We start from the raw sequence: 20,807 nt of genomic DNA, 5'->3' as shown, positions 1-20,807 counted from the left end.
AGTAAAAGTCAAAAAAACTTTTTACAATATTTTTCACATTTACATTTCACATTTACATTTCACATTTACATTTCACATTTTACATTTCACATTTTACATTTCACTTTGCAACTTTGTCACTTTGTCACTTTGTAACCCTAAACCAATCTACTTCAACATTCCCAGAATCATTTTTCACTTCTTCGCCTAAAGCGAAAAGTCCAACTTTAGCACCAATCCATTTTCCCTCTTTAGCTTTAAAATCATTTCCAACTTTTTGATAATTTTTATCGTCAAGACTGTAAAAGAAACTGCACATTCCGCCTTTGCTTATTTGTACTCTCAAGTAAATCGTGTTGCTTTCTACTGCTATTGGAGTAGTTTCTGTTTCCGAAACCGTTTTGTCAAACGTTCCTGTTTTCTGACTTAAGTACAATTTCCCGCCATTATTTTTAAAATTCAGCAAACTATAATCCAATCCCATTACAATTAAACCTGTAGATTCTTTATTTAATCTCGAATTGAAAGTCAGTTTTGTTGTCGCTGTAAATTCTTCTGCTGGAAATTTTTGCAATACTAAATTTGGAGCATTAAAGATATTCTGAGAAGTGGTATTGCAAAACAAATTCAGATAACCTAAACTGGTTGGAAATCCCCAATTGATTTGTCTGTTTGCCTGCCATTGCCATTGCAAACCTAATTTTGGCTCATTAAACTCATCAGATTCTGCTGGAGTTTCTATTGGATATTTTTTGCCAACATTTGGTTTCTTATACGTTGTAATAGGTTCGCCAATTCCGTTTTTATCAAAATCTTCGCCCATTACTGGCCAGTCATTTACCCATTTCATAGGTTGCAGATGTACAATTCGCCCGTAAGCGCCTTTGTCTTGAAAATGAAAAAACCAATCTTCGCCCGTCTGAGTCGTTACCCAAGCACCTTGATGCGGACCATTTATAGCGGTCGAACCTTGTTCTAGCACCTTCTTTTTTTCGTAAGGTCCGAAAACATTTTTCGATCTTAAAACCGTCTGCCAACCTGTTGGAACACCGCCTGCAGGAGCAAAAATATAATAATAGCCATTTCGTTTGTAGAATTTCGGGCCTTCAATTGTTTCTTCGCCTTTATGTCCGTCAATTACCATTACTTCATCGTTATTGACAACGGTTCCTTCTGGATTCATCGTGCAGACAACTAAAAGACTTTTAATCTGCGCTCGGCTTCCTGCAAAAGCATGAGTTAAGTATGCTTTACCATCGGTATCCCAAAGCGGACTTGGATCAATCAAGCCTTTTCCTGCTTTTACCAAAAGCGGTTCAGACCATGGTCCTTCTGCTTTTTTAGTTTTAATCATATAAATTCCAAAATCGGGATCGGGATAGTAGATGTAAAATTCGTTTTTATGATAGGTAATACTTGGTGCCCAAACTCCATTTCCATGCTGTACACTATCATAAGTTTCAAACGGCGGCTGTTTTACCAAAGCATGACCAATAATTTTCCAGTTTACCAAATCTTTAGAATGCAAAATAGGAAGCCCCGGAATGCAGTTAAAAGAAGAAGCTGTCATATAATAATCATCGCCTACGCGAACAACATCTGGATCTGAATAATCCGCATGAAGAATCGGATTGGTATAAGTTCCGTCTCCATTATCTGATGTCCAGACTTGTGCGGTATTCTTCTGAAAACAAAAAATAGGCAACAGAAATAGGATGATTTTTATGTTTTTCATTTTTGAAATTATTACTTTTTAGTAAAACCAGACAGGTTTTTAAAACCTGCCGGGTTTGTAAGCTTAATGTTTGCTTTTTCAGAATTTTGGCGCAGTCCTTCGACTTCGCTCAGGAAGACAAACCATCAACAATTAACAATCAACAATCAACTATCAACCATTAACAATTATCTATTCAATTCTACAGCTGCCAAAATAAATGGTCCTGTTGCTTTAGGATCGTTGTCTTTTTTTCTTTCGTTTACGTAATATTCATACGATCCGTCACGGTAAGGAGTTCCTCCTAAACCGGCTACTTGACAGCAGTTTGTCAAAGTGATTCCGCCATCTTCATCCACTTTTTTGATCAAAATTGTCGTTAATCCGTCAAAAGCTTTGTTGGCTGCTTTTTTAAATTTGGCTGGCAAATAGCCTTTGTTTGCTCCTTTTGCATAAGCATACGCAAACATAGCCGAACCTGAAGCTTCTAAATAATTGTCTTTTTCACCACCTTTGTCTGTAACCTGATACCACAAACCAGATGATTTATCTTGAAATTTCAGGATAGCCTCAGAAGCGTTGTTTAAATACTTTATCAACTCTTTTCTTTTTGTATGCTCTTTCGGCATGTAATCTAAAACATCAACCAAAGCCATTACGTACCATCCTAAAGATCTAGACCAGAAGTTTGGCGAGTTTCCTGTTTCTTTGTTTGCCCAAGGCATCTGTTTGCTTTCGTCCCATCCGTGGTACAATAATCCTGTTTTTGGATCTGTAGCTTTTAATTGAATGATTTCAAACTGTTTTGCGATATCATCAAAGCTTTTTCCGTTTTCAAATGTAGCTGTGTATTGGGCATAGAATGGCTCTCCCATATACAAGCCATCCAACCACATCTGATTTGGATAGATTTGTTTGTGCCAGAATCCGCCGCTTTGTGTTCTTGGCTGTTCTGCCAACTGCTTACGAATTAATTGCAGTGCTTTTAAATATTTGTCTTCTTTTGAAGTGGCATAAACATCAAAAAGCAAACGGCCCGGCAATACTAAATCAATATTGTATTTGTCAAATTCATACGTATTAATGCTTCCGTCAGCCTGAACCAAATTATCTACATACCCCCTTATATAGGCTTTGTATCTTGGGGCTGGATTTTTTTTGTACAGTTCTTCGATAGAGTGCAATACTAAAGCATGAACATAATCCCACTTTGGCTTTTTAGCATCGTCGATCATATAGGCTTCTGGATGGCGTTTCATCAAGGTTAAGGCCATTTTATCAGACCATTTCAGGTTTTTTCCAATTACAATATCTTTTTTTGCTGGCTCTTGCGAGGTTACTTTACAACTTGTAATGGTCAAAACGCAAGCCATTAAAACCGACATCAAATAACTTTGCTTTATACTACTTTTCATTTCAACAAATATTTAAATTCTACTATTTTTAAATCTTTTAAATCTTTTAAATCTTTTAAGTCTTATAATTTGTGACAAAATCAATTTACATTTTGCCTTTTTTATTTAACACATCCAATTGTTTGTCTAAATATTTCGTAAACTCTTCTTTTGTTTTAATTCCGTTTACTTCTTGTTCCCAAGCGCCTAAAAGATAAAAAGTCACCGCTTTTGTAGTTGGTTTAAAAACTAAGAGATAATCTAGATCTGTATCTGCACTATTTTCGATAGTACTAATTTCATAAAAAATTGCCATTCCTAACTTGTCTGGCACCAAAGATTGCTCTCCATAAGTGGCCAAGTAAGCCCATTTTTTATTTTTGCTTTCCTTTTTAAGCAATTCAGCCGTTTTTTGTTTTACAATTCCCGTACAAATTCCTTGTATTGCTTGCGATGCTTTAATGGTATGCTGCGTGTATAATTGATCTGGTTTAATCGTTAATTCTGAAACAAGATCAATTTTATCAGAAGCGGTTTTCCATCCGTAATAATTTACTTTTACCGTCGATTCATTTGCTTTGTTAGCCACTGTCGCAATTGTCGAATCTACTTCGCGGAAGTGTAATTTTTCGTTGTTTAAATAACGGTCGATAGAACCAATTCCGATTCCTTTACCCGCTTTCAAAATATCAGCTCCCCAATCGCTCATGTTGTGGTACGAATCGAATCCGTCTTGCCCTACGATTGGCAAAATATTTTCTGAAGTCTTTTTTCCGAAGATATCAATCGCATTTCTCCAGTCTAAATACAAACGGTAGCCAATTCTGTTATTCTCCCATCCTGGGCCCTCGTAACGAATGTCAAAAGAGTGATCGGTATGTTCTGGAGCCAGCTTTAATCGGTCCACATTTTTAAAAACTGTACCGCCTTTATATTTTCTTCCTTCCCATTTTCCGTCTGTTTTTGCAGATATTTCGGCGTAAGTTTTATTTTTTTTAATATCATATTTTTGTGCATTTACAGTGGCTAAACCTGCGAAAAATAAAATTGCTGTGGTGATTTTTGCTTTCATTATTATTCTAATTTATTTAAAAATTTTATCTAAAAATCGTACGCTGTACGAGATTGTTTGTGTAAACCAAGGATTGTAAAACCAAAATGAGTGTGGCGAATCTGGAATAGTCTGCACTTCATTATAGATTTTATAATTATTCAAAATCGCAATCATATCGTCTCGTCCTGCATGAAATCTCGGAATGCTGCTGCAGATATATAACACTGGCGGCGTATTTTGATCTGTATGGCTCAACGCCGAAGCATTTTTCCAATTTTCAGGAATTTCATCTGATTTTCCTCCTAACCAAAATGCGGCCATATCTCCTTCTGAAGATTCTGGATGTTTGAATGCCAAAACACCATCTACATCTATTATCGCATGGACTTTTGAAGTAGAACGGCTTTTAAAACTTTTATCTTCAAAAAGCGGATTGTTATTTGTTGTACCAATCAAAGCTGCCATTTGCCCTCCCGAAGAACAGCCTAGAACCGCAATTTTGTTTGGATCTACATTAAACTTTGCCGCATTGTCTTTTATAAATTTTATGGCATTCTTTACGTCAATAACTCCTGTTGGATATTTTGCTTCTAATGATAATCTGTATTCTATTGCAAAACAAGAATAGCCTTTTGCTGCAATTTCTTTTCCTATAAACTGCATCTGGCTTTTATTCCCTGATCTCCATCCTCCGCCATGAATCATAATTACGGCAGGATTTTTTTTCTTTTTGGTATTGACAAATGCATCAAAATGCAAAACACGATCCTGATCTTGATTGTAAACTAGATCGAATGTTTCTTTAACCTCTGAATTTGCCTTTATTTCTGGAATTGTGATAAACGGATATTTCTTAATTAATTTAGTGTAAGTGCTTTTGATAGTATACGAAGTATCGACCTTGTATTGCTGACTTTGCATCACAAGAACATTAAAAAACAACACTAAGATTAATTTCAATTTTTGCATTTCTATTCTTTACTTTTTAGTTAAGAAAGGAGTTCGACTTATAGTCAAACCCCTTTTTAACAACTTCAAAAAACATAGTTCTCAAAAAACTAACCCACTAACTAATAGCCAGGATTTTGAGGGAAATCTTTATTCTGATTTAAATCTAAAGCAGATTGCGGAATTGGTCTTAAAATTTTAAGTTTACCATCAACACCTACAAAATTTGCTTCTTTAATTTTATAATTATAAGCCGAAGCTCTCGCTACTAATGTTCCTGTACGTTTTAAGTCGAACCAGCGTTTGTATTCTCCTAATAGTTCGCGTCCTCTTTCGTCTAAGATATAGTCGATATTAAATTGAGCTAAAGTCGCATTGGCAACACCAGCTCTTCTTCTCACTTCGTTTAAACGGTCTAATCCTATTGAAGGCTGTCCTGCTTTTAAATACGCTTCTGCAGCAATTAAATAGGTTTCTCCTAATCTCGCTACGATAATATCTCTTGTGCTTACAGGTCCTGTACTTGATGGTGTAGTTGGATCCGGATCGTCAAATTTCTTAACTGGAATAGTGTAACAGTCTAAGTTTTTAATTAGGGTGTGAGCTGCAGAATACTCTCCCCAAGGATGATAAACAAATGTAGAAGATAATCTAGAAGCGTTTGCAGTCATCCAAGCTGTTTTATCTGCAGGCGTAAACCATTTTGGTTCGTAGAAATGTCTCACTTTTAACGAAGCCGGATTTGAACTTCTGTAATACGGATAATATAATATAGTTTTTGTAACTCCGTTTGTAGTTTCAGGCCCTTCTAAAATTTCTGTCATAAAAGTAGCATTCCATCTTGCATCGCCCTTATCGTATAAAGCTAAAGCATAATCTGTAGGACATAAATTGTAGCTTCTTAATGGCGCTCCTGTTTCTGCACCTCCTAAGTAAGAACTGAAATAGTAAAACTGATTGTTTCCTAATGTTGTAGGACTTGTACTTGTTGAAGCCTTATCGTACTGAACAGAAAAAATAGTTTCTGCGTTTAAATCATTTCCAGGTTTAAATAATTGATCGAATGCCAATGCTAAAGTCTGACCACCAATTGCTGCATCTGCGTAAGCTGCTGCTTTTGAAAAATCGTCTGGTTTTGCAAAAGTTTCATAACCTCTTGTTAAGTACACTTTTGCCAAAAGATCGTTTACGGCTCTTTTGTTTACTTTTCCATTTGTTGCATATGCTCCTGTGCCAACATTAGCTAAAGCAAAATCTAAATCTGCAATAATTTGCGTATACACTTCTTCGGCACTGTTTCTTGTAAAAGATAAAACTGGAGTGGTAATATTCTCGTCTACAATTGGAACGCCTCCATAAGTTTGCACTAATAGAAAATAAGCTTGAGCTCTTAAAAATCTTGCTTCCCCCAATAATGTATTTAAATTAGCTGTTTGTTCTGTGACTTTCGAATAGTAAATTGCTTTATTAACCGATTGAATGAGCTGATAGCAAGGTCGGTACAAATCGGCTACGTTATCTGATGTCGGGATCAATAGCGAATATTGGCTCAAACCAGCTGGTTCTGGAGTTCTTCCTTCGGCATACATATCGGTTCCTGCTTCAAAAAGCCACGGATTTCCTCCGTAAATGCTTTTAAGCCAAGCATAATTGGTATTTATTAATAACTGAAATCCAGATGCTGTTTTATAAGTTTCGTCTGCAGGTACGTTTGATAAACTTTCCTCCTCAATATAATTGCTACAAGAACTTAAGCTTGTAACAATCATTCCTAACATTATTATGATTTTTTTCATTTGATATCTTTATTAAAATTTAACACTTAATCCCAATTGCGTTGTTATGGATGCTGGACGGTTTACTCCAAAAGGCGAAGCTGCCCATTCTGGATCATATCCATCAAAATTTGTAAATACAAATGGGTCTAAAACATTCACATAAATTCTTAAATTACTGATTTTTAATCTTTTTAGTAATTCAGAATCTAATGTGTATCCTAAAGATATATTTTTAATTTTCACGTAAGAAACGTCTCTATAGTAGGCAAATAATGAAGTCCAATAAGCTCCTGCTCCTGTTGCCACTGGTCCAGGTCTTGGGTTTGTATTGTTTGCATTAGCCTCGATTCCTGCTCCGTTTGTTGGAATAAAGTAATCCATCGCTAACTTTTGGCGTCCTCTATCGCTTACATCAGCAAAGTTTTGGTGGAAAGTGCTCAAAACGGTTTGCCCTTGACTGGTTAAAACAGAGAAGTTGAAATCAAACTGTCCAACAGTTAATTTTGAATATAAACTTCCTTGCCATTCTGGATTTGGATTACCAATTACTGTTCTATCATCGTTGTTAAATTTGCCGTCTCCGTTCAAGTCTTTTGGTTTTGCCTGACCTGGAAGCATATTGTATTTTGCTGCCTCTGCCGCTTGACTTTCTTGCCAAACGCCATCGTAAACATAATTATAATTAGGATTTAAAGGAGAACCTAAAATTAATTTATTACCAATATCGCTTACTTGATCTTGATTGTAAATTGACTCTAATTTGTTTACGTTTTTAGTGAATGTAAAAGTAGTTTCCCAATTCACTTTTGCACTTTTAATATTTTTTGTAGTCAACAGCACTTCTACCCCTTTGTTGCTCACAGAACCAACGTTTGCAAAAGTATTTTTATATCCTGTTTCAAGAGGCAATTCTTGCTTATAAATTAGCTTATCAGATAATCTGTCGTAAACATCTATTGTTCCTGAAATTCTATTTTTTAAGAATCCGTAATCAAGACCAAGGTTAATCTCTCTTGTTTTTTCCCAAGTTAAAGCTTGATTGGCTAAATTTTCAGACTGCCAGCCCGAAACCACATTGGCTCCGTTGGCGTAAAAAGTCTGCTGGTTTAATAACGCTTGAGAAGTATAAGGTGCAACATTGTCGTTTCCTGTATATCCTAAACTCGCACGAAGTTTTAAGTCTGAAACTACAGTACTGTTTGCTAAGAAAGATTCTTTGCTAATTTTCCATCCTAAAGCTACAGAAGGGAAACTTTGCCATTTATTGCCTTCAGATAAAACAGAAGAACCATCCCATCTTGTAGAAGCCGTTAATAGATATTTGTCTTTAAAAGCATAATTTAAACGAACAGCATAAGAACTCAATGTATTTTTTTGATACCCTGAACTTATATTATAACTCGTCTGAACACCAGATCCCATATTGTTTGACCCAACATCAAAAGGCTGATTGTTAGAATACAGATACGAAGTTTCATCTACGTTTGAATACAAACTTTGTAATAATAAAACACTAAAATCATGCACTTCGTTGAAAGTATGTTTTAAATCGATTTGGTTATCCCAAGTATAATTAAAGTTGTTGAAGTTTTTAATCGATGCTGAGTTTTTACCATTTAAGGTAACACCTGCATTAGTCTGTGCTTTATAAGCTGTACTAGTAACCGTATTTTCTATACCACCTGCAAATGTTGTTTTAAACGAAAGCCATTTTAAAGGCTGATACTGGAAGAAAACATTTCCAACAGTCTGCCATGTTTTTTCTGTTTGAGAAGAATTGGCAATTTCCATTAAAGGGTTTACGGTTGATGTTTTATTGATAGCCCAAGAACCATCAGGATAAGTTAGTTTTCCTGGAAGAAAAAACAATGTTCCTACTTTCTCATTTCCTTGTGCATCAACTGCCCATGGAGACATTAGCGGACTTAATCTAAAAGCATCCTGCATGGCTAAATCACTTCCTAATTGTGTATCAAGACGTGCAACTGTAATGTTCGCGCCAGTAGTAAATTTATCATTGATTTTATGGTTTAACCCTAATTTGAAAGAGTACTTATCAGTAGAATCGTTTTCGATAAGTCCTTCATCGCTTTGAACACCAAATCCTAAATTGTAGCTTAATCCAGAATCTGAACGTCCTGTAACATTTAAGTAATTGTTTTGTGTCATACCTGGCTTAAGAACAGCATCGGCCCAGTCATAACTGTAACCGCTGTTGGCGCGAGAAACCAGTAAAGGGCTTTGATTTCCGGCTAAAGCAGCCAATTGTGCTGGAGTTTGCGTAAGAGGCGTTGCACTCATATAAGCAACTTGATGGAATTTCCACCATTCTTCTCCAGACATCATTTTCGGCATTCTTGTAGCCGTTTTATTTCCGTAAGAAGTATCAAATGTTACATTGATTCCAGATTTTGCATTGGCACCACTTTTTGTAGTTACAATAATAACACCGCTTGCTCCTCTAGAACCATAAATTGCTGCCGAAGAAGCATCCTTTAAAACGTCCATTCTTGAAATGTCTTGCGGATTCAAAAAGTCAATATTATCAACTGGCACGCCATCTACAATATATAAAGGTGATGATCCAACCAAAGAATTGTTTCCTCTAATTACCACTTTATATCCGTCGCCAGAACGTCCTGAACTAGATGAAATCTGAACCCCAGGCGTGCTTCCTTGAATTGCTTCAAGCGGACTTGTCGTATTTCTTTCAGTGATAGTTGCCGCGCTAATGGTACTAACAGATCCTGTAAGGTCGGTCTTTTTTACAGAGCCATATCCAACTACAACAACTTCTGTTAATGTGTTTGACTGTTCGGCTAGACTTACGTTAATTTTAGTTTTTCCTGCAACGCTTACTTCTTGTGTTTGAAATCCTAAATAGCTAATTATTAAAATCGCTTTACTATTTGATACATTGATTTTAAAACTTCCTTCAAAGTCTGTCGAAGTTCCGTTTTTAGTTCCCTTTTCATTAATATTTACCCCTGGCAGCGACATTCCCGTCGCATCGGTAATCTTGCCTTCTATTGTGGTTGTCTGAGCATTTATAGAACTGCACAGCAAAAAATTCAGGAAAAAGAAAAACACGAAGCCGTATTTATCTTTTTTCTCAGATAATTGTTTAATATTCATGTGGTTTAATGTTTGGTTAATTGATAGTGTTTAGTTGTTAATAGATTTTACTTTTTTCTCATTGATATAGGTATTAATAAAATTTATGTTCTTTACGTTTTTTAATAAATAGAGCGAATCTACCTTCTGGATTTTTACATTTTTAAGTGTAATATTTTCCACAGGAGATGCAGCATAACCTTCGGCCCAAACGCTGTACTTTCCGCCATTTTTTACCGTTACATTCTCTAAGCTTACATTTCTGATCACTGGAATAAAGTTGCCTGTTTGAGAACCGTATACATTGTAGAACATGTTTAGTTTTAAGACACATTCTTTTACCGTTCCCACTTCCAGATTTCGCACATAAATATCTTCAATGATTCCGCCTCTTCTGGAATTGGTTTTAATGCGAATGGCACGATCCAAATGCGGACTGTCCATTACACAATTTTCAACAAAAACATTATTTACGCCTGCCGAAATTTCACTTCCAATTACCACACCGCCATGACCATCAATCATTTTGCAATTCTGCACAATAATGTTTTTACTTGATATGGCTACTCTTCTTCCGTCGGCATCACGGCCCGCTTTAATCGCAATGCAATCGTCTCCTGTATTGAAAGTGCAGTTTTTAATTAAAATATTTTGGGAATACTCTGGATCACAGCCATCATTATTTGGACCATGGCTGTTAACCGTTACTCCGTCAATAATCATATTGTTGGTTTTTATTGGATGTAAAATCCAAAAAGGGGAATTAATAATTTTTACATCTTTTACTAAAGCGGTATTGCATTCAAAAAACTCTATAAAATTTGGCCTTAAATAACGTCCTTCTCCAAAAACTCTTTCTGATACTGGAACACCTTTTTCTGCCATATCAACCAAAACCTCTCGATTGGTTGGATCATTCTGAGACGGAATGCCTTTTTTCCAGCCATAATCTTTTCCGCCAGACCAAATCCACCAATTGGTGCTGTCTGCCTGACCGTTTAAAGTCCCTTTTCCCGTAACAGCAATATTGGTTTTATTTTTTGCATAAATAAGCGGAGAGAAATTCATTACTTCTGTTCCTTCCCAAGAAGTATGAACAATAGGATAGTCTTTCGGATTTAAGCTAAAAAGAATTTCAGCATTATCCTCCAAATGCAGATTGACATTGCTTTCTAAATGGATAGCTCCTGTTAGGTATTTTCCGTTTGGAACCAAAACTTGCCCTCCACCATTTTTTGCGCATTCTTGTATCGCTTTTTGGAAAGCCAAAGTGTTTAACGTTTTTCCATCGGCAACAGCTCCAAAATCGTTTATGTTGTAGACTTTATTTGTAAAATGCGTCTGAGGAATATTTTTTACAATCAGATCCATTCTTTGCCACGGATTTTCTGTAGAAGCAGTAGAAAGATGTCGTACGCATGATGAGATTAGCAACCCTAAAGCGGCTAAAAAAAGAATCTTTTTAAGTGTGATTATCTTATTTGTAATCATTTGCGCAGATTTTTCTTGTTTCAGTGTTAAAAACATCTTGATTTATGTAATCGATTACACGAAAATAGAAAAATAGTTCTAAGAGACCAAATTAATTTAGAAAAAAATTATATATTTAATTTTTATTAGAAATTTTAATTACATTTAATGCAAAAATTTTGATAATTTATTATCATTGTAAAAGCTAAAACGTTAGAGATTATAATTATGGTAATCGATAACAATTTTTATTACATAATGAAAAAAAATGTACTTTTGTCTAAAATAATCCGAAAAACTTTTTTTGAATGAGTGAAAAAGTAACTATTTATGATATTGCTGAAAAATTAAACATCACAGCTGCAACGGTTTCCAGAGCGTTAAACAATAATCCTAAAATAAAGGAAGCGACGCGCGAATTGGTTATCAAGACTGCCGCTGCGATGAACTACAAGCAAAACAAATTGGCGTTGGCACTAAAGAGTGGCCGAAGCAATAATATCGGAGTTATTGTTCCGCGTATAGACAGCAACTTTTTCGCCTCAGTAATTAGAGGAATCGAAGAAGAGCTTTATCCTCACGGCTACCAAGTAATTATCTGTCAGACGCATGAAAGCATTAAAAGAGAGAATGAAAATCTCCACACCTTGGTAGATGCACAAGTAGACGGAATCATGATGTCGGTTACGGGTATTTCAGATGAAAATGATAGTGCTTTCAGAAATGTATTAGAAAAAAATGTACCGCTGATATTTTTTGATAGAAGCAAACATATCGATGGCGTAAGTTCTGTGACGATTAATGACTTTAAAGGCGGTTATTTAGCCACAAAACATTTAATTGATGAAGGCTGCAGAAACATTGCTCATTTCTCTGGAGATCAATCGCTGGATATTTTTAAAAACAGGTTTTTAGGATACAAACAGGCTCTTTTAGACAACGGACTTACTTTTAATGAAGAATATGTTATCTTTACTAAAAGTAGCGTAGAAGCTGGTAAAGATGCTGTGGATAAGCTTTTGCAATTGCAAACTCCTCCAGATGCTATATTTTCATCAAGTGATTTTGCAGCATTGGGAGCAATTCAAGAATTAAAAGAAAGGAATATTAGTATTCCAAGTGAGTTTTGTGTTGCTGGTTTTAGTAACGAACCTTTTACAAAATTCATGGAATTGTCTATCACTTCTGTAGATCAGTCGCCATTAGAAATGGGAAGAATGTCTGCTCGAGTTTTCTTAGAGCAAGTAGACAAAACAGATGCCATTAAAATTGAAAAAAAGGTAGTCCTTGCCCCAGAATTGCATATTCGCAAATCTTCTACAAGAACCAATTTCTAGCCAACAAAAAAGCATTTTAAAACCGTTTAATTTTAAACCATATAAGTCATATAAGCTCATTTAAAGGTGAGCTTATTTTTTTTATTGTAACGTAAAATATATCGCTCCTACGGAGCTTTTATCTTGATGCGATATCGTTTCTACCAATATTCAGCTCCGCTGGAGCTTTTACATTACCGTATATCCTATCCTCTTTAAACCATATAAGTCATATAAGCCCATTTTAGAATGGGCTTTTTTTATGCAAGCTTCGGAGAAGCGAAATATTTATAGATAAAAATTATTCATTAAGAATATAGCTCCAGCGGAGTGGCATGTATTTAGGTTGCAAAAAATATGTCGCTCCGCTGGAGCTTTATGTTGTAACCCCTAACCTTTTGCTATAAATATTTCGCTTCTCCGAAGCTTTCTCAAAAACAAGAGATGCAATAAAGTGTATCTTCTAATAGACCTTTTTCTCTTTGCAACTCTGCAACTAAAAAAAAATTAAATGAACTTATATCACTTATATGGTTCAAAAAAAAAGACGCACTACTGTGCGCCTCTTCATATAAACCTTTGTTACTTTGTCTCTCTGTAACTTTGTAACTTAAAAACTTACAAAGAAACCCCTCTTTTCCAAGGAATAAAATCGTTCTGGTTTAATATTGCTGCTTTAGTTTTTACCGTACCGCTAGCAATATCGATAATAGTTTCAAGCATTTCATCCGCCATTTCTTCGATCGATTTTTCACCTTTGATGATTCCTCCAGTGTCAATATCGATGATATCAGACATCTTTGCCGCTAACTCTGAGTTAGAAGATATTTTTACAACTGGAGCGATCGGATTTCCTGTTGGAGTTCCTAAACCTGTTGTAAACAATACCATATTTGCCCCCGAACCTACCATTGCGGTTGTGCACTCTACATCGTTTCCTGGCGTGCAAAGCAAGGTTAATCCTGGTTCGTTAATATACTCTCCGTAATCATAAACACCAGCAATTGGAGAAGTTCCTCCTTTTTTAGCTGCTCCTGCAGATTTCATGGCATCAGTAATCAAACCGTCTTTAATGTTACCAGGAGAAGGATTCATATCAAATCCTGAACCTGCATCAACAACTGTTTTTTCGTACCATTTCATCAAATCCAAGAAACGTTTTCCGTCTTCGTCATCAACACAACGGTTTACTAACTCCTGCTCTACTCCACATAATTCTGGGAACTCAGAAAGAATTGTCGTTCCTCCTAATGCCGCTAATTTATCAGACAATACTCCTAAAGTTGGGTTTGCAGAAATTCCAGAGAATCCGTCAGATCCACCGCACTCTAAACCAATTCTAAGTTTAGACAATGGAGCGGGTTCTCTCTTAATTTCGTTTGCTTTTTTAATCGCTTCAAAAGTATCTTTTACAACACTGCTCAACATCGTTTCAATTGTTCCGATAGATTGCTGATCGTAAATTAAAACAGGTTTTTTGCTGTCTGGATTAATTGCATCTAAAGCTTCTTTGAAAATTGAAATTTGAAGATTCTGACATCCTAAACTCAATACCGTTGCTCCAGCCACGTTTGGATTGTTTACATAACCCGCCAAAAGCTTCGCTAAACTGTGAGAATCCTGACGAATTCCGCCGCAACCACCTTGGTGTGTAATAAATTTAACTTCAATATTATTGAACAAGTTAGCATCGTTTGAAGCTTCTTGATTTCCTGCTCCACCAGTTTCTGATTTCACTAAAGAACGCAACAATAATTGATAATCGTTTTCTTTAGGTTTCATCAATTCTTTCTCAAAAATATCTTTTAAGATTTCGATGTTTCTGTTTTCACAAAAAACCAATGGAAAAAACAACCAAACATTTTCTGTTCCAACTTGTCCATCTTCTCTGTGATAGCCCTGCCACGTTCTATCTTTCCATTTATCTACATTTGGAGCTGTCCAGCCAATAGTTTCAGTTTTACCTGTAACTTTATCACTCTCGTGTTTTACGTTTGCAGTAGAAAGCAATCCTCCTTTTTCGATTCTTGCACTTGCTTTACCTACTAAAACACCATACATAATGATTCTGTCTCCTACATTAAAAGGAACCATTGCAATCTTATGTTTCATTTTCACATCAGACTCAACAGTAATTGATTGTCCTTCAAAATCAATCACTTCGCCAGCTGACAGATTTACCAAAGCCACCGCTACATTGTCTGTAGGGTGCACTTTTATTAATTTTTTCTGCGTTGCCATAATTAACCTTTGTTCTTTTTGTGTGTTGTTCTTTTTTATTTTATTCTTTCTTGAAACTTAGCAAAACCAGTTTCAATTCCGTTTGAATCTATTTCTTCTAAAGCAATTGTAATCGCTTTAGTTAATCCTGGAATTTCAGTTAAATCCTGATCCCAGAAACCTTTGTTTTGTAATGTTAAACGAGCGATTTTCTCATAATCATCAGACTTCCAAAGTCCGTTGAAGAATGCTGTAATATCTTCACCATCTTTAACCGGTAAACTTTGACCATTCCAAGTTCCTTTGTAGAAACGAATTAAACTCGCAAATGAAAAAGTCAAATTAACAGGCAGTTTTTTATTAGCATTAAAATATCCTAATAAACTAGGCAAAACTCTTACTTTGAATTTCGATACAGAATTTAATGCAATATCAGCAAGTGCATGTTTGATAAATGGATTTTTAAATCGGTCCATTACTTCCTCAGAATAGGCCGTAATTTCATTTTTGTCCATATCAAGAGTTTCACTAATTTCACTGATAACACTATTTACAAATTTTCCAGTAAAATCTCCGTTAACAGTTTCCATTACTAATTTATTACCATGCAAAAGTGAAAAAGGAACCATTGCCGTATGAGCACCGTTTAAAATACGAACTTTAATCATTTTAAAAGGACGTATATCATCAACGATTTTTACATTCAAATCTGTTTTGTGAAAAGGCAATTTTGCTTTTAAATCATCTCCACCTTCAATAGCCCAAAGGAAAAAAGGTTCAGCCGCAACAATTAAATTATCCTCATAATCTAATTTACTATTGTATTCTTCAATTTCAGCTCTTGGATATCCAGGAACAATTCTGTCAACCAAAGTACTATGATAGGTACAAGCATCTGATAACCAAGCTTTAAATGCATCTTCTAATTTCCATAAATCAACATATTGTAAAATATATTTTTTAAGTGTCTCAGAGTTATAATCAATTAATTCGCAAGGAATTATTGTAACTCCTTTAGAAGCATCTCCTTTAAAATGTTTAAATCTTTCATATAATAAAACCGTCAACTTTGCAGGAAATGATACTGGTGGCTGCATCTCTGGAGTATCACTTTCAATAAATTCAATTCCAGCTTCTGTAGTATTAGAAACAATAAACTGAAGTTCTTCTTCTTTAGCTAAAGCCAAATAATTTGTAAAATCAGTATATGGGTTTACAGTTTTTACGATATTATTAATTAACTCAATATCTTGTATTTTTTCACCTTTTTTAATTCCGTTCATAAATAAGGTATAAAGACCGTCCTGATCATTAATCATATTTACCATACCGTCTTTCAAAGGTTGAACTATTGCAATACCGGCATTAAAATCAACTTCTTTATTTAGTCTGTAAAAAGCATAATCAACAAAGGCTCTTAAAAAGTTACCTTCTCCAAACTGAACTACCTTAATTGGCTGTAACTTTTCTAATCCTGTATTTATTCTATTTAATTTTTTCATTTTAAATTTTCTTTAATGCGTTATAAATAACCATTTACAAACCTTATTCCTTCATTTCTGCCTTAAAATTGTAAAAGAAACATCACACCCGATTGAGTAAAACAAAGTCTGCTGTGAGGAATGGCGAACTTTATTTTTCAAGCGCAATGTTCTATTACAATCTCTAAAAATCTAAAAAACTTATAAAATAAGGAGTCGGCATGATTACTCCTTAATCTATTTTCTAATATCTTTTATAATGTCAAGAACCTGTTTCACTTTTGCAGTCAGTCCTTCAAAATCTTTCTTTTCTAATATGTCTTTTGAGATTAATTGCGAACCCAAACCAACACAAGTTGCTCCAGCATTCAGCCAAGAATTCAAACTTTCAACCGTTGGATAAACTCCTCCTGTAGGCATAATGTTTGTCCACGGGCACGGGCCTTTTATTGCTTTAATAAATTCTGGACCATAAATATCAGCTGGAAATAATTTTACGATTTCGCAACCTAATTCTTCTGCTCTTGCAATTTCTGTCAAAGTCCCGCAGCCAGGTGACCAAAGCACTTTTCTGCGATTACAGGCAATTGCTATATCTTCTCTAAAAACAGGTGTTACAATAAAATTTGCTCCTAAACTCATGTATAACGAAGCCGAAGCTGCATCTGTTACAGAACCGACTCCTAGAATCATTCCCGGAAGTTCTGCTAAAGCATATTTGTTTAAAGCTCCAAAAACTTCGTGAGCAAAATCGCCTCTGCTTGTAAATTCCATTAATCTGGAACCTCCATCGTAACACGCTTTTAAAACTTTTTTACTTAGCTCAATATCCGAATGAAAAAACAAAGGAACCATTCCGTTGTCTTTCATTGTCTGAGCCACTTCAATTCTTGAATATTTTGCCATTTTTATTTTTTTATCTTGATACTAATGCAGAACCATCACCATCAATCATATTCTCCACTTCTTTTAGCGTAACCAAATTGTAATCCCCAGCAATAGTATGTTTTAAACAGCAAGCCGCCACTGCAAAATCTAATGCTCTTTGGTGGTTGTTTTGATATTCTAATAAACCGTAAATTAATCCGCCCATAAAAGCATCGCCGCTTCCTACACGGTCTACAACAGGAGTAACTTCTTTTACGGCTGCACTATAAATTGCTTTTCCGTCGTATAAAATTCCGCCAATTCTTTGGTGTGAAGCACTTACAGAATAGCGAAGTGTTGTTGCTGCAATTTTCAAGTTCGGAATCAATTCAAACAATTTATCGTACACTGTTGGAAGTGATTTTTCGTCCTGATAATTCGGGTTTACTTTTGGAATTCCTAACATGAAATAAGCCGTATCGATATCTCCTAAAATCACATTGCTGTATTTCAACATCTCTGGCATTACCTCGCTTGGCGTTTTTCTGTATTGCCAAAGTTTTGATCTATAGTTTAAGTCGCATGAAATTTTAACTCCCAATTTATGAGCGACTTTAATTGCTTCTAAACAAGCTTCTGCTGCACTTTCAGAAATCGCTGGTGTAATTCCGCTCCAGTGAAACCATTCTGCTCCTGCCAAAACTTTCTCCCAATCTACCATACCTTTCTGGATTGTTGACATGGCACTGTGCGCACGGTCGTAAACCACATTACTTCCACGGGTTCCTGCACCAGTTTCTAAGAAATAGATTCCTAAACGCTCCCCTCCAAAAACCATGTTTTTAGATTCGACATTCATTTTTCGCATTTCTTTCAATGCAGAAAAACCAATTTCGTTTTCAGGCAAACGGCTTACAAATTCAGCATTGATCCCATAATTTGCCAACGACACGCACACATTAAACTCTCCACCTCCATACGTCGCACCAAATGCTGTAGATTGTGAAAAACGTAAATGTCTCTCTGTCGAAAGACGAAGCATGATTTCTCCAAATGCAACTACTCTACTCATATTATTTTTATATTTATTTTACCATTAAGGCATTAAGAAAATTAAGCTCTACTATATGTTTTCTTTGCTAGTAAAAGTTAAGCTTATTAAGCCTGCCTGCTTAATTACCCTTATTTAAGCAATCATTTATTACCCCAAAAACTTAATTTTCTCAATGTCTTAATGGTTCCAAAAAAACTTTTTGTTAGAATTTGAAATACTCTTTAGCATTGTTGTATGAAATGTCAGAAACTAATTTTCCAATCCATTCCATATCGTTTGGCAATTCTCCTCTTTTGATTTCGTCTCCCAAAAGATTACATAAAATACGTCTGAAATATTCGTGTCTTGGAAATGACAAGAAACTTCTAGAATCTGTCAACATCCCAACAAAACAGCTAATTAAGCCCATATTTGAAAGCGCATTCAATTGTTTTGTCATTCCGTCCTTTTGATCTAAGAACCACCATCCTGAACCGAATTGTACTTTTCCGCGAACGCTTCCGTCGTTGAAATTTCCAATCATCGTTGCCATCACTTCATTATCAGCTGGATTTAAGTTGTAGATGATTGTTTTAGTCAATTTATCTTTACTGTCTAAAGCATTTAAGAAAGCAGATAATTTTTGTGCTTGCGGATAATCTCCAATAGAATCCCATCCTGTATCTGGCCCCAAAATTCTGTGCATACGAGCATTGTTGTTACGCAATGCACCTAAATGAAATTGTTGCACCCAACCAAACTCATGATAGGTTTCTGACAAGAAAACCAAAATAGCGCTATGGAATTTTAAAACTTCTTCTGGAGACAATTCGCCGTTTTCTCTTTTCTTTTTGAAAATTGCATTTACTTCACTTTCTGTAAAGTTTTCAAAATCAATTTGGTTTAAGCCGTGATCACTTAATTTGCATCCGTTTGCATTAAAGAATTCGATTCTTTTTCTTAAAGCAGACTGCAAATCGGCATAAGTGTTAATTGCAAGTCCGGACACATCCCCTAATGTGTCCAGATATGCATTATAACCATCATTAGCAATTAAGATGGCTTTATCAGGTCTGAAAGCTGTACTCATCTTGATTCCAGTTGAGTTGTTTGCGAATTTTTGGTGGAATTCTAACGTGTCAATTGGATCTTCTGTAGTACAAACTAATTCAGCGTTTACTTTTTTAAGAAGGTTTTGCGTGCTGTACGCTGGAGAATTGATTTTCTCAGATGTTTCTAAATAAATTTTCTCCGCCGACTTTTCATTCAATAACTCATAAATATCAAAATAGCGAGCCAATTCTAAGTGAGTCCAATGGTACAATGGATTACGCATAGTGTATGGAACTGTTTTTCCCCAGTTTAAGAATTTATCTTTATCAGATCCGTTTCCTGTTACAAACTGTTCGTTGATCCCTAATGTACGCATTGCACGCCATTTGTAATGATCTCCGTTAATCCAAACTTGAGTGATATTTTCAAAGATTTTATCTTCGGCAATAAACTGTGGATTTAAGTGATTATGGTAATCGATAATAGGCTGATTTTTAGAGTAATTATGATATAGCTCTTCAGCATATTTATTTTCTAATAAAAAATTATCGTTAATGAAAGTCTGGCTCATGTCTTTTTAATATAATTTGAAGATTATTCTTCGTTTGAAGGTTTTCCTATTGTGGCAAGAATTCCTCCGTCAACGTATAAAATGTGACCGTTTACAAAATCACTTGCTTTTGATGATAAAAATATTGCTGCTCCAGCTAAATCACCTGGATCTCCCCATTTTGCCGCTGGCGTTCTGCTAATAATAAAATCATTAAATGGATGTCCGTCTACGCGGATTGGTTTTGTTTGTTCTGTAGCAAAATATCCAGGACCGATTCCGTTAATCTGAACATTGTACTTTGCCCATTCTGTCGCCATGTTTTTAGTCAGCATTTTTAAACCTCCTTTTGCAGCGGCATAAGCAGAAACGGTATTTCTACCCAACTCACTCATCATCGAACAGATATTGATGATTTTACCTTGTCTCCTTGCAATCATTCCTTTTGCAACGTGTTTAGAAACGATAAACGGACTTACTAAGTCAATATCAACCACTTCTCTGAAATCTGAAACTTCCATATCCAGAAGCGGAATTCTTTTGATAATTCCAGCATTATTGATTAGGATATCAATTGGTCCAACTTCGCTCTCAATTTTCTGAACAGCTGTTTTTACTTCTTGTTCTTCCGTTACATTAAATTTATATCCAACAGCATTGATTCCTTCCGCTTTTAATTCATTAACAGCATTGTCAATTTTTTCTTGAGAAGAATTTCCGTTTACCACAATCGTTGCACCCGCCTGACCTAATCCTTTTGCCATTGCCATTCCCAAACCGTGTGTACTTCCTGTGATAAGGGCAACTTTTCCTTGTATATCAAATAAATTTGCCAT

At 35.4% G+C, this 20,807-nt stretch carries 14 protein-coding genes; 1 reads left to right on the top strand and 13 read right to left on the bottom strand.

Annotated features, from left to right (window positions below):
• Positions 1-124: 124 nt before the first annotated feature.
• From J7574_RS19520 to J7574_RS19490, 7 genes are all read right to left on the bottom strand, one after another.
• On the bottom strand, positions 125-1,714 hold the full coding sequence (locus J7574_RS19520; RefSeq protein WP_290972616.1) for a glycoside hydrolase 43 family protein: 1,590 nt from the start codon (positions 1,712-1,714) through the stop codon (positions 125-127).
• Positions 1,715-1,881: 167 nt separating this feature from the next.
• Positions 1,882-3,108: a glycoside hydrolase family 88 protein gene (locus tag J7574_RS19515; protein WP_290972613.1), complete on the bottom strand. Its 1,227-nt coding sequence runs from the start codon at positions 3,106-3,108 to the stop codon at positions 1,882-1,884.
• 85 nt (positions 3,109-3,193) lie between these two features.
• On the bottom strand, positions 3,194-4,159 hold the full coding sequence (locus J7574_RS19510) for a DUF4861 family protein (protein ID WP_290972610.1): 966 nt from the start codon (positions 4,157-4,159) through the stop codon (positions 3,194-3,196).
• Between the two features lie 12 nt (positions 4,160-4,171).
• Complete coding sequence (locus J7574_RS19505) at positions 4,172-5,110, bottom strand: alpha/beta hydrolase (RefSeq protein WP_290972608.1); 939 nt, start codon at positions 5,108-5,110, stop codon at positions 4,172-4,174.
• Between the two features lie 101 nt (positions 5,111-5,211).
• Positions 5,212-6,885, bottom strand: a complete 1,674-nt coding sequence (locus tag J7574_RS19500; RefSeq protein WP_290972605.1) for a RagB/SusD family nutrient uptake outer membrane protein — start codon at positions 6,883-6,885, stop codon at positions 5,212-5,214.
• Positions 6,886-6,897: 12 nt separating this feature from the next.
• Positions 6,898-10,002, bottom strand: coding sequence for a TonB-dependent receptor (locus tag J7574_RS19495; RefSeq protein ID WP_290972602.1), 3,105 nt, complete (start codon positions 10,000-10,002; stop codon positions 6,898-6,900).
• A gap of 30 nt (positions 10,003-10,032) precedes the next feature.
• Positions 10,033-11,472: a glycoside hydrolase family 28 protein gene (locus tag J7574_RS19490; RefSeq protein ID WP_290972600.1), complete on the bottom strand. Its 1,440-nt coding sequence runs from the start codon at positions 11,470-11,472 to the stop codon at positions 10,033-10,035.
• Between the two features lie 287 nt (positions 11,473-11,759).
• On the opposite strand from J7574_RS19490, the gene J7574_RS19485 reads away from it, so the two are divergent.
• A complete protein-coding gene (locus J7574_RS19485; protein ID WP_290972597.1) occupies positions 11,760-12,788 on the top strand; it encodes a LacI family DNA-binding transcriptional regulator in 1,029 nt (342 codons plus the stop codon).
• A gap of 597 nt (positions 12,789-13,385) precedes the next feature.
• Here J7574_RS19485 and J7574_RS19480 read toward each other — a convergent pair.
• The 6 genes from J7574_RS19480 to J7574_RS19455 form a co-directional block, all read right to left on the bottom strand.
• Positions 13,386-15,008 carry a UxaA family hydrolase gene (locus J7574_RS19480; protein ID WP_290972594.1) on the bottom strand — a complete coding sequence of 541 codons (1,623 nt, stop codon included), beginning with the start codon at positions 15,006-15,008 and terminating at the stop codon, positions 13,386-13,388.
• A 35-nt stretch (positions 15,009-15,043) separates the two neighbouring features.
• Positions 15,044-16,489 carry a tagaturonate reductase gene (locus J7574_RS19475; protein WP_290972591.1) on the bottom strand — a complete coding sequence of 482 codons (1,446 nt, stop codon included), beginning with the start codon at positions 16,487-16,489 and terminating at the stop codon, positions 15,044-15,046.
• A gap of 216 nt (positions 16,490-16,705) precedes the next feature.
• The gene (locus J7574_RS19470; RefSeq protein ID WP_290972589.1) at positions 16,706-17,374 is read right to left on the bottom strand and encodes a bifunctional 4-hydroxy-2-oxoglutarate aldolase/2-dehydro-3-deoxy-phosphogluconate aldolase; all 669 of its coding nucleotides are present in this window, start codon (positions 17,372-17,374) and stop codon (positions 16,706-16,708) included.
• Between the two features lie 10 nt (positions 17,375-17,384).
• Positions 17,385-18,407, bottom strand: coding sequence for a sugar kinase (locus tag J7574_RS19465; RefSeq protein WP_290972586.1), 1,023 nt, complete (start codon positions 18,405-18,407; stop codon positions 17,385-17,387).
• 184 nt (positions 18,408-18,591) lie between these two features.
• Positions 18,592-19,992, bottom strand: coding sequence for a glucuronate isomerase (gene uxaC, locus J7574_RS19460; protein WP_290972583.1), 1,401 nt, complete (start codon positions 19,990-19,992; stop codon positions 18,592-18,594).
• Positions 19,993-20,015: 23 nt separating this feature from the next.
• Positions 20,016-20,807, bottom strand: a complete 792-nt coding sequence (locus J7574_RS19455) for a gluconate 5-dehydrogenase (protein WP_290972580.1) — start codon at positions 20,805-20,807, stop codon at positions 20,016-20,018.

Source organism: Flavobacterium sp. (assembly GCF_017744675.1).
GTDB lineage: Bacteria > Bacteroidota > Bacteroidia > Flavobacteriales > Flavobacteriaceae > Flavobacterium.
The sequence above is the reverse complement of the archived record's forward strand: the minus strand, read 5'-3'. Positions and strand labels throughout refer to the sequence as shown.

Bases quoted from the DNA above. Each gene is read 5' to 3' on its own strand.
- J7574_RS19480 (WP_290972594.1), bottom strand. From the start codon at position 15,008: ATGGCAACGCAGAAAAAATTAATAAAAGTGCACCCTACAGACAATGTA.
- J7574_RS19500 (WP_290972605.1), bottom strand. From the start codon at position 6,885: ATGAAAAAAATCATAATAATGTTAGGAATGATTGTTACAAGCTTAAGT.
- J7574_RS19455 (WP_290972580.1), bottom strand. From the start codon at position 20,807: ATGGCAAATTTATTTGATATACAAGGAAAAGTTGCCCTTATCACAGGA.
- uxaC (WP_290972583.1), bottom strand. From the start codon at position 19,992: ATGAGCCAGACTTTCATTAACGATAATTTTTTATTAGAAAATAAATAT.
- J7574_RS19510 (WP_290972610.1), bottom strand. From the start codon at position 4,159: ATGAAAGCAAAAATCACCACAGCAATTTTATTTTTCGCAGGTTTAGCC.
- J7574_RS19485 (WP_290972597.1), top strand. From the start codon at position 11,760: ATGAGTGAAAAAGTAACTATTTATGATATTGCTGAAAAATTAAACATC.
- J7574_RS19495 (WP_290972602.1), bottom strand. From the start codon at position 10,002: ATGAATATTAAACAATTATCTGAGAAAAAAGATAAATACGGCTTCGTG.
- J7574_RS19465 (WP_290972586.1), bottom strand. From the start codon at position 18,407: ATGAGTAGAGTAGTTGCATTTGGAGAAATCATGCTTCGTCTTTCGACA.
- J7574_RS19490 (WP_290972600.1), bottom strand. From the start codon at position 11,472: ATGATTACAAATAAGATAATCACACTTAAAAAGATTCTTTTTTTAGCC.
- J7574_RS19515 (WP_290972613.1), bottom strand. From the start codon at position 3,108: ATGAAAAGTAGTATAAAGCAAAGTTATTTGATGTCGGTTTTAATGGCT.
- J7574_RS19505 (WP_290972608.1), bottom strand. From the start codon at position 5,110: ATGCAAAAATTGAAATTAATCTTAGTGTTGTTTTTTAATGTTCTTGTG.
- J7574_RS19475 (WP_290972591.1), bottom strand. From the start codon at position 16,489: ATGAAAAAATTAAATAGAATAAATACAGGATTAGAAAAGTTACAGCCA.
- J7574_RS19470 (WP_290972589.1), bottom strand. From the start codon at position 17,374: ATGGCAAAATATTCAAGAATTGAAGTGGCTCAGACAATGAAAGACAAC.
- J7574_RS19520 (WP_290972616.1), bottom strand. From the start codon at position 1,714: ATGAAAAACATAAAAATCATCCTATTTCTGTTGCCTATTTTTTGTTTT.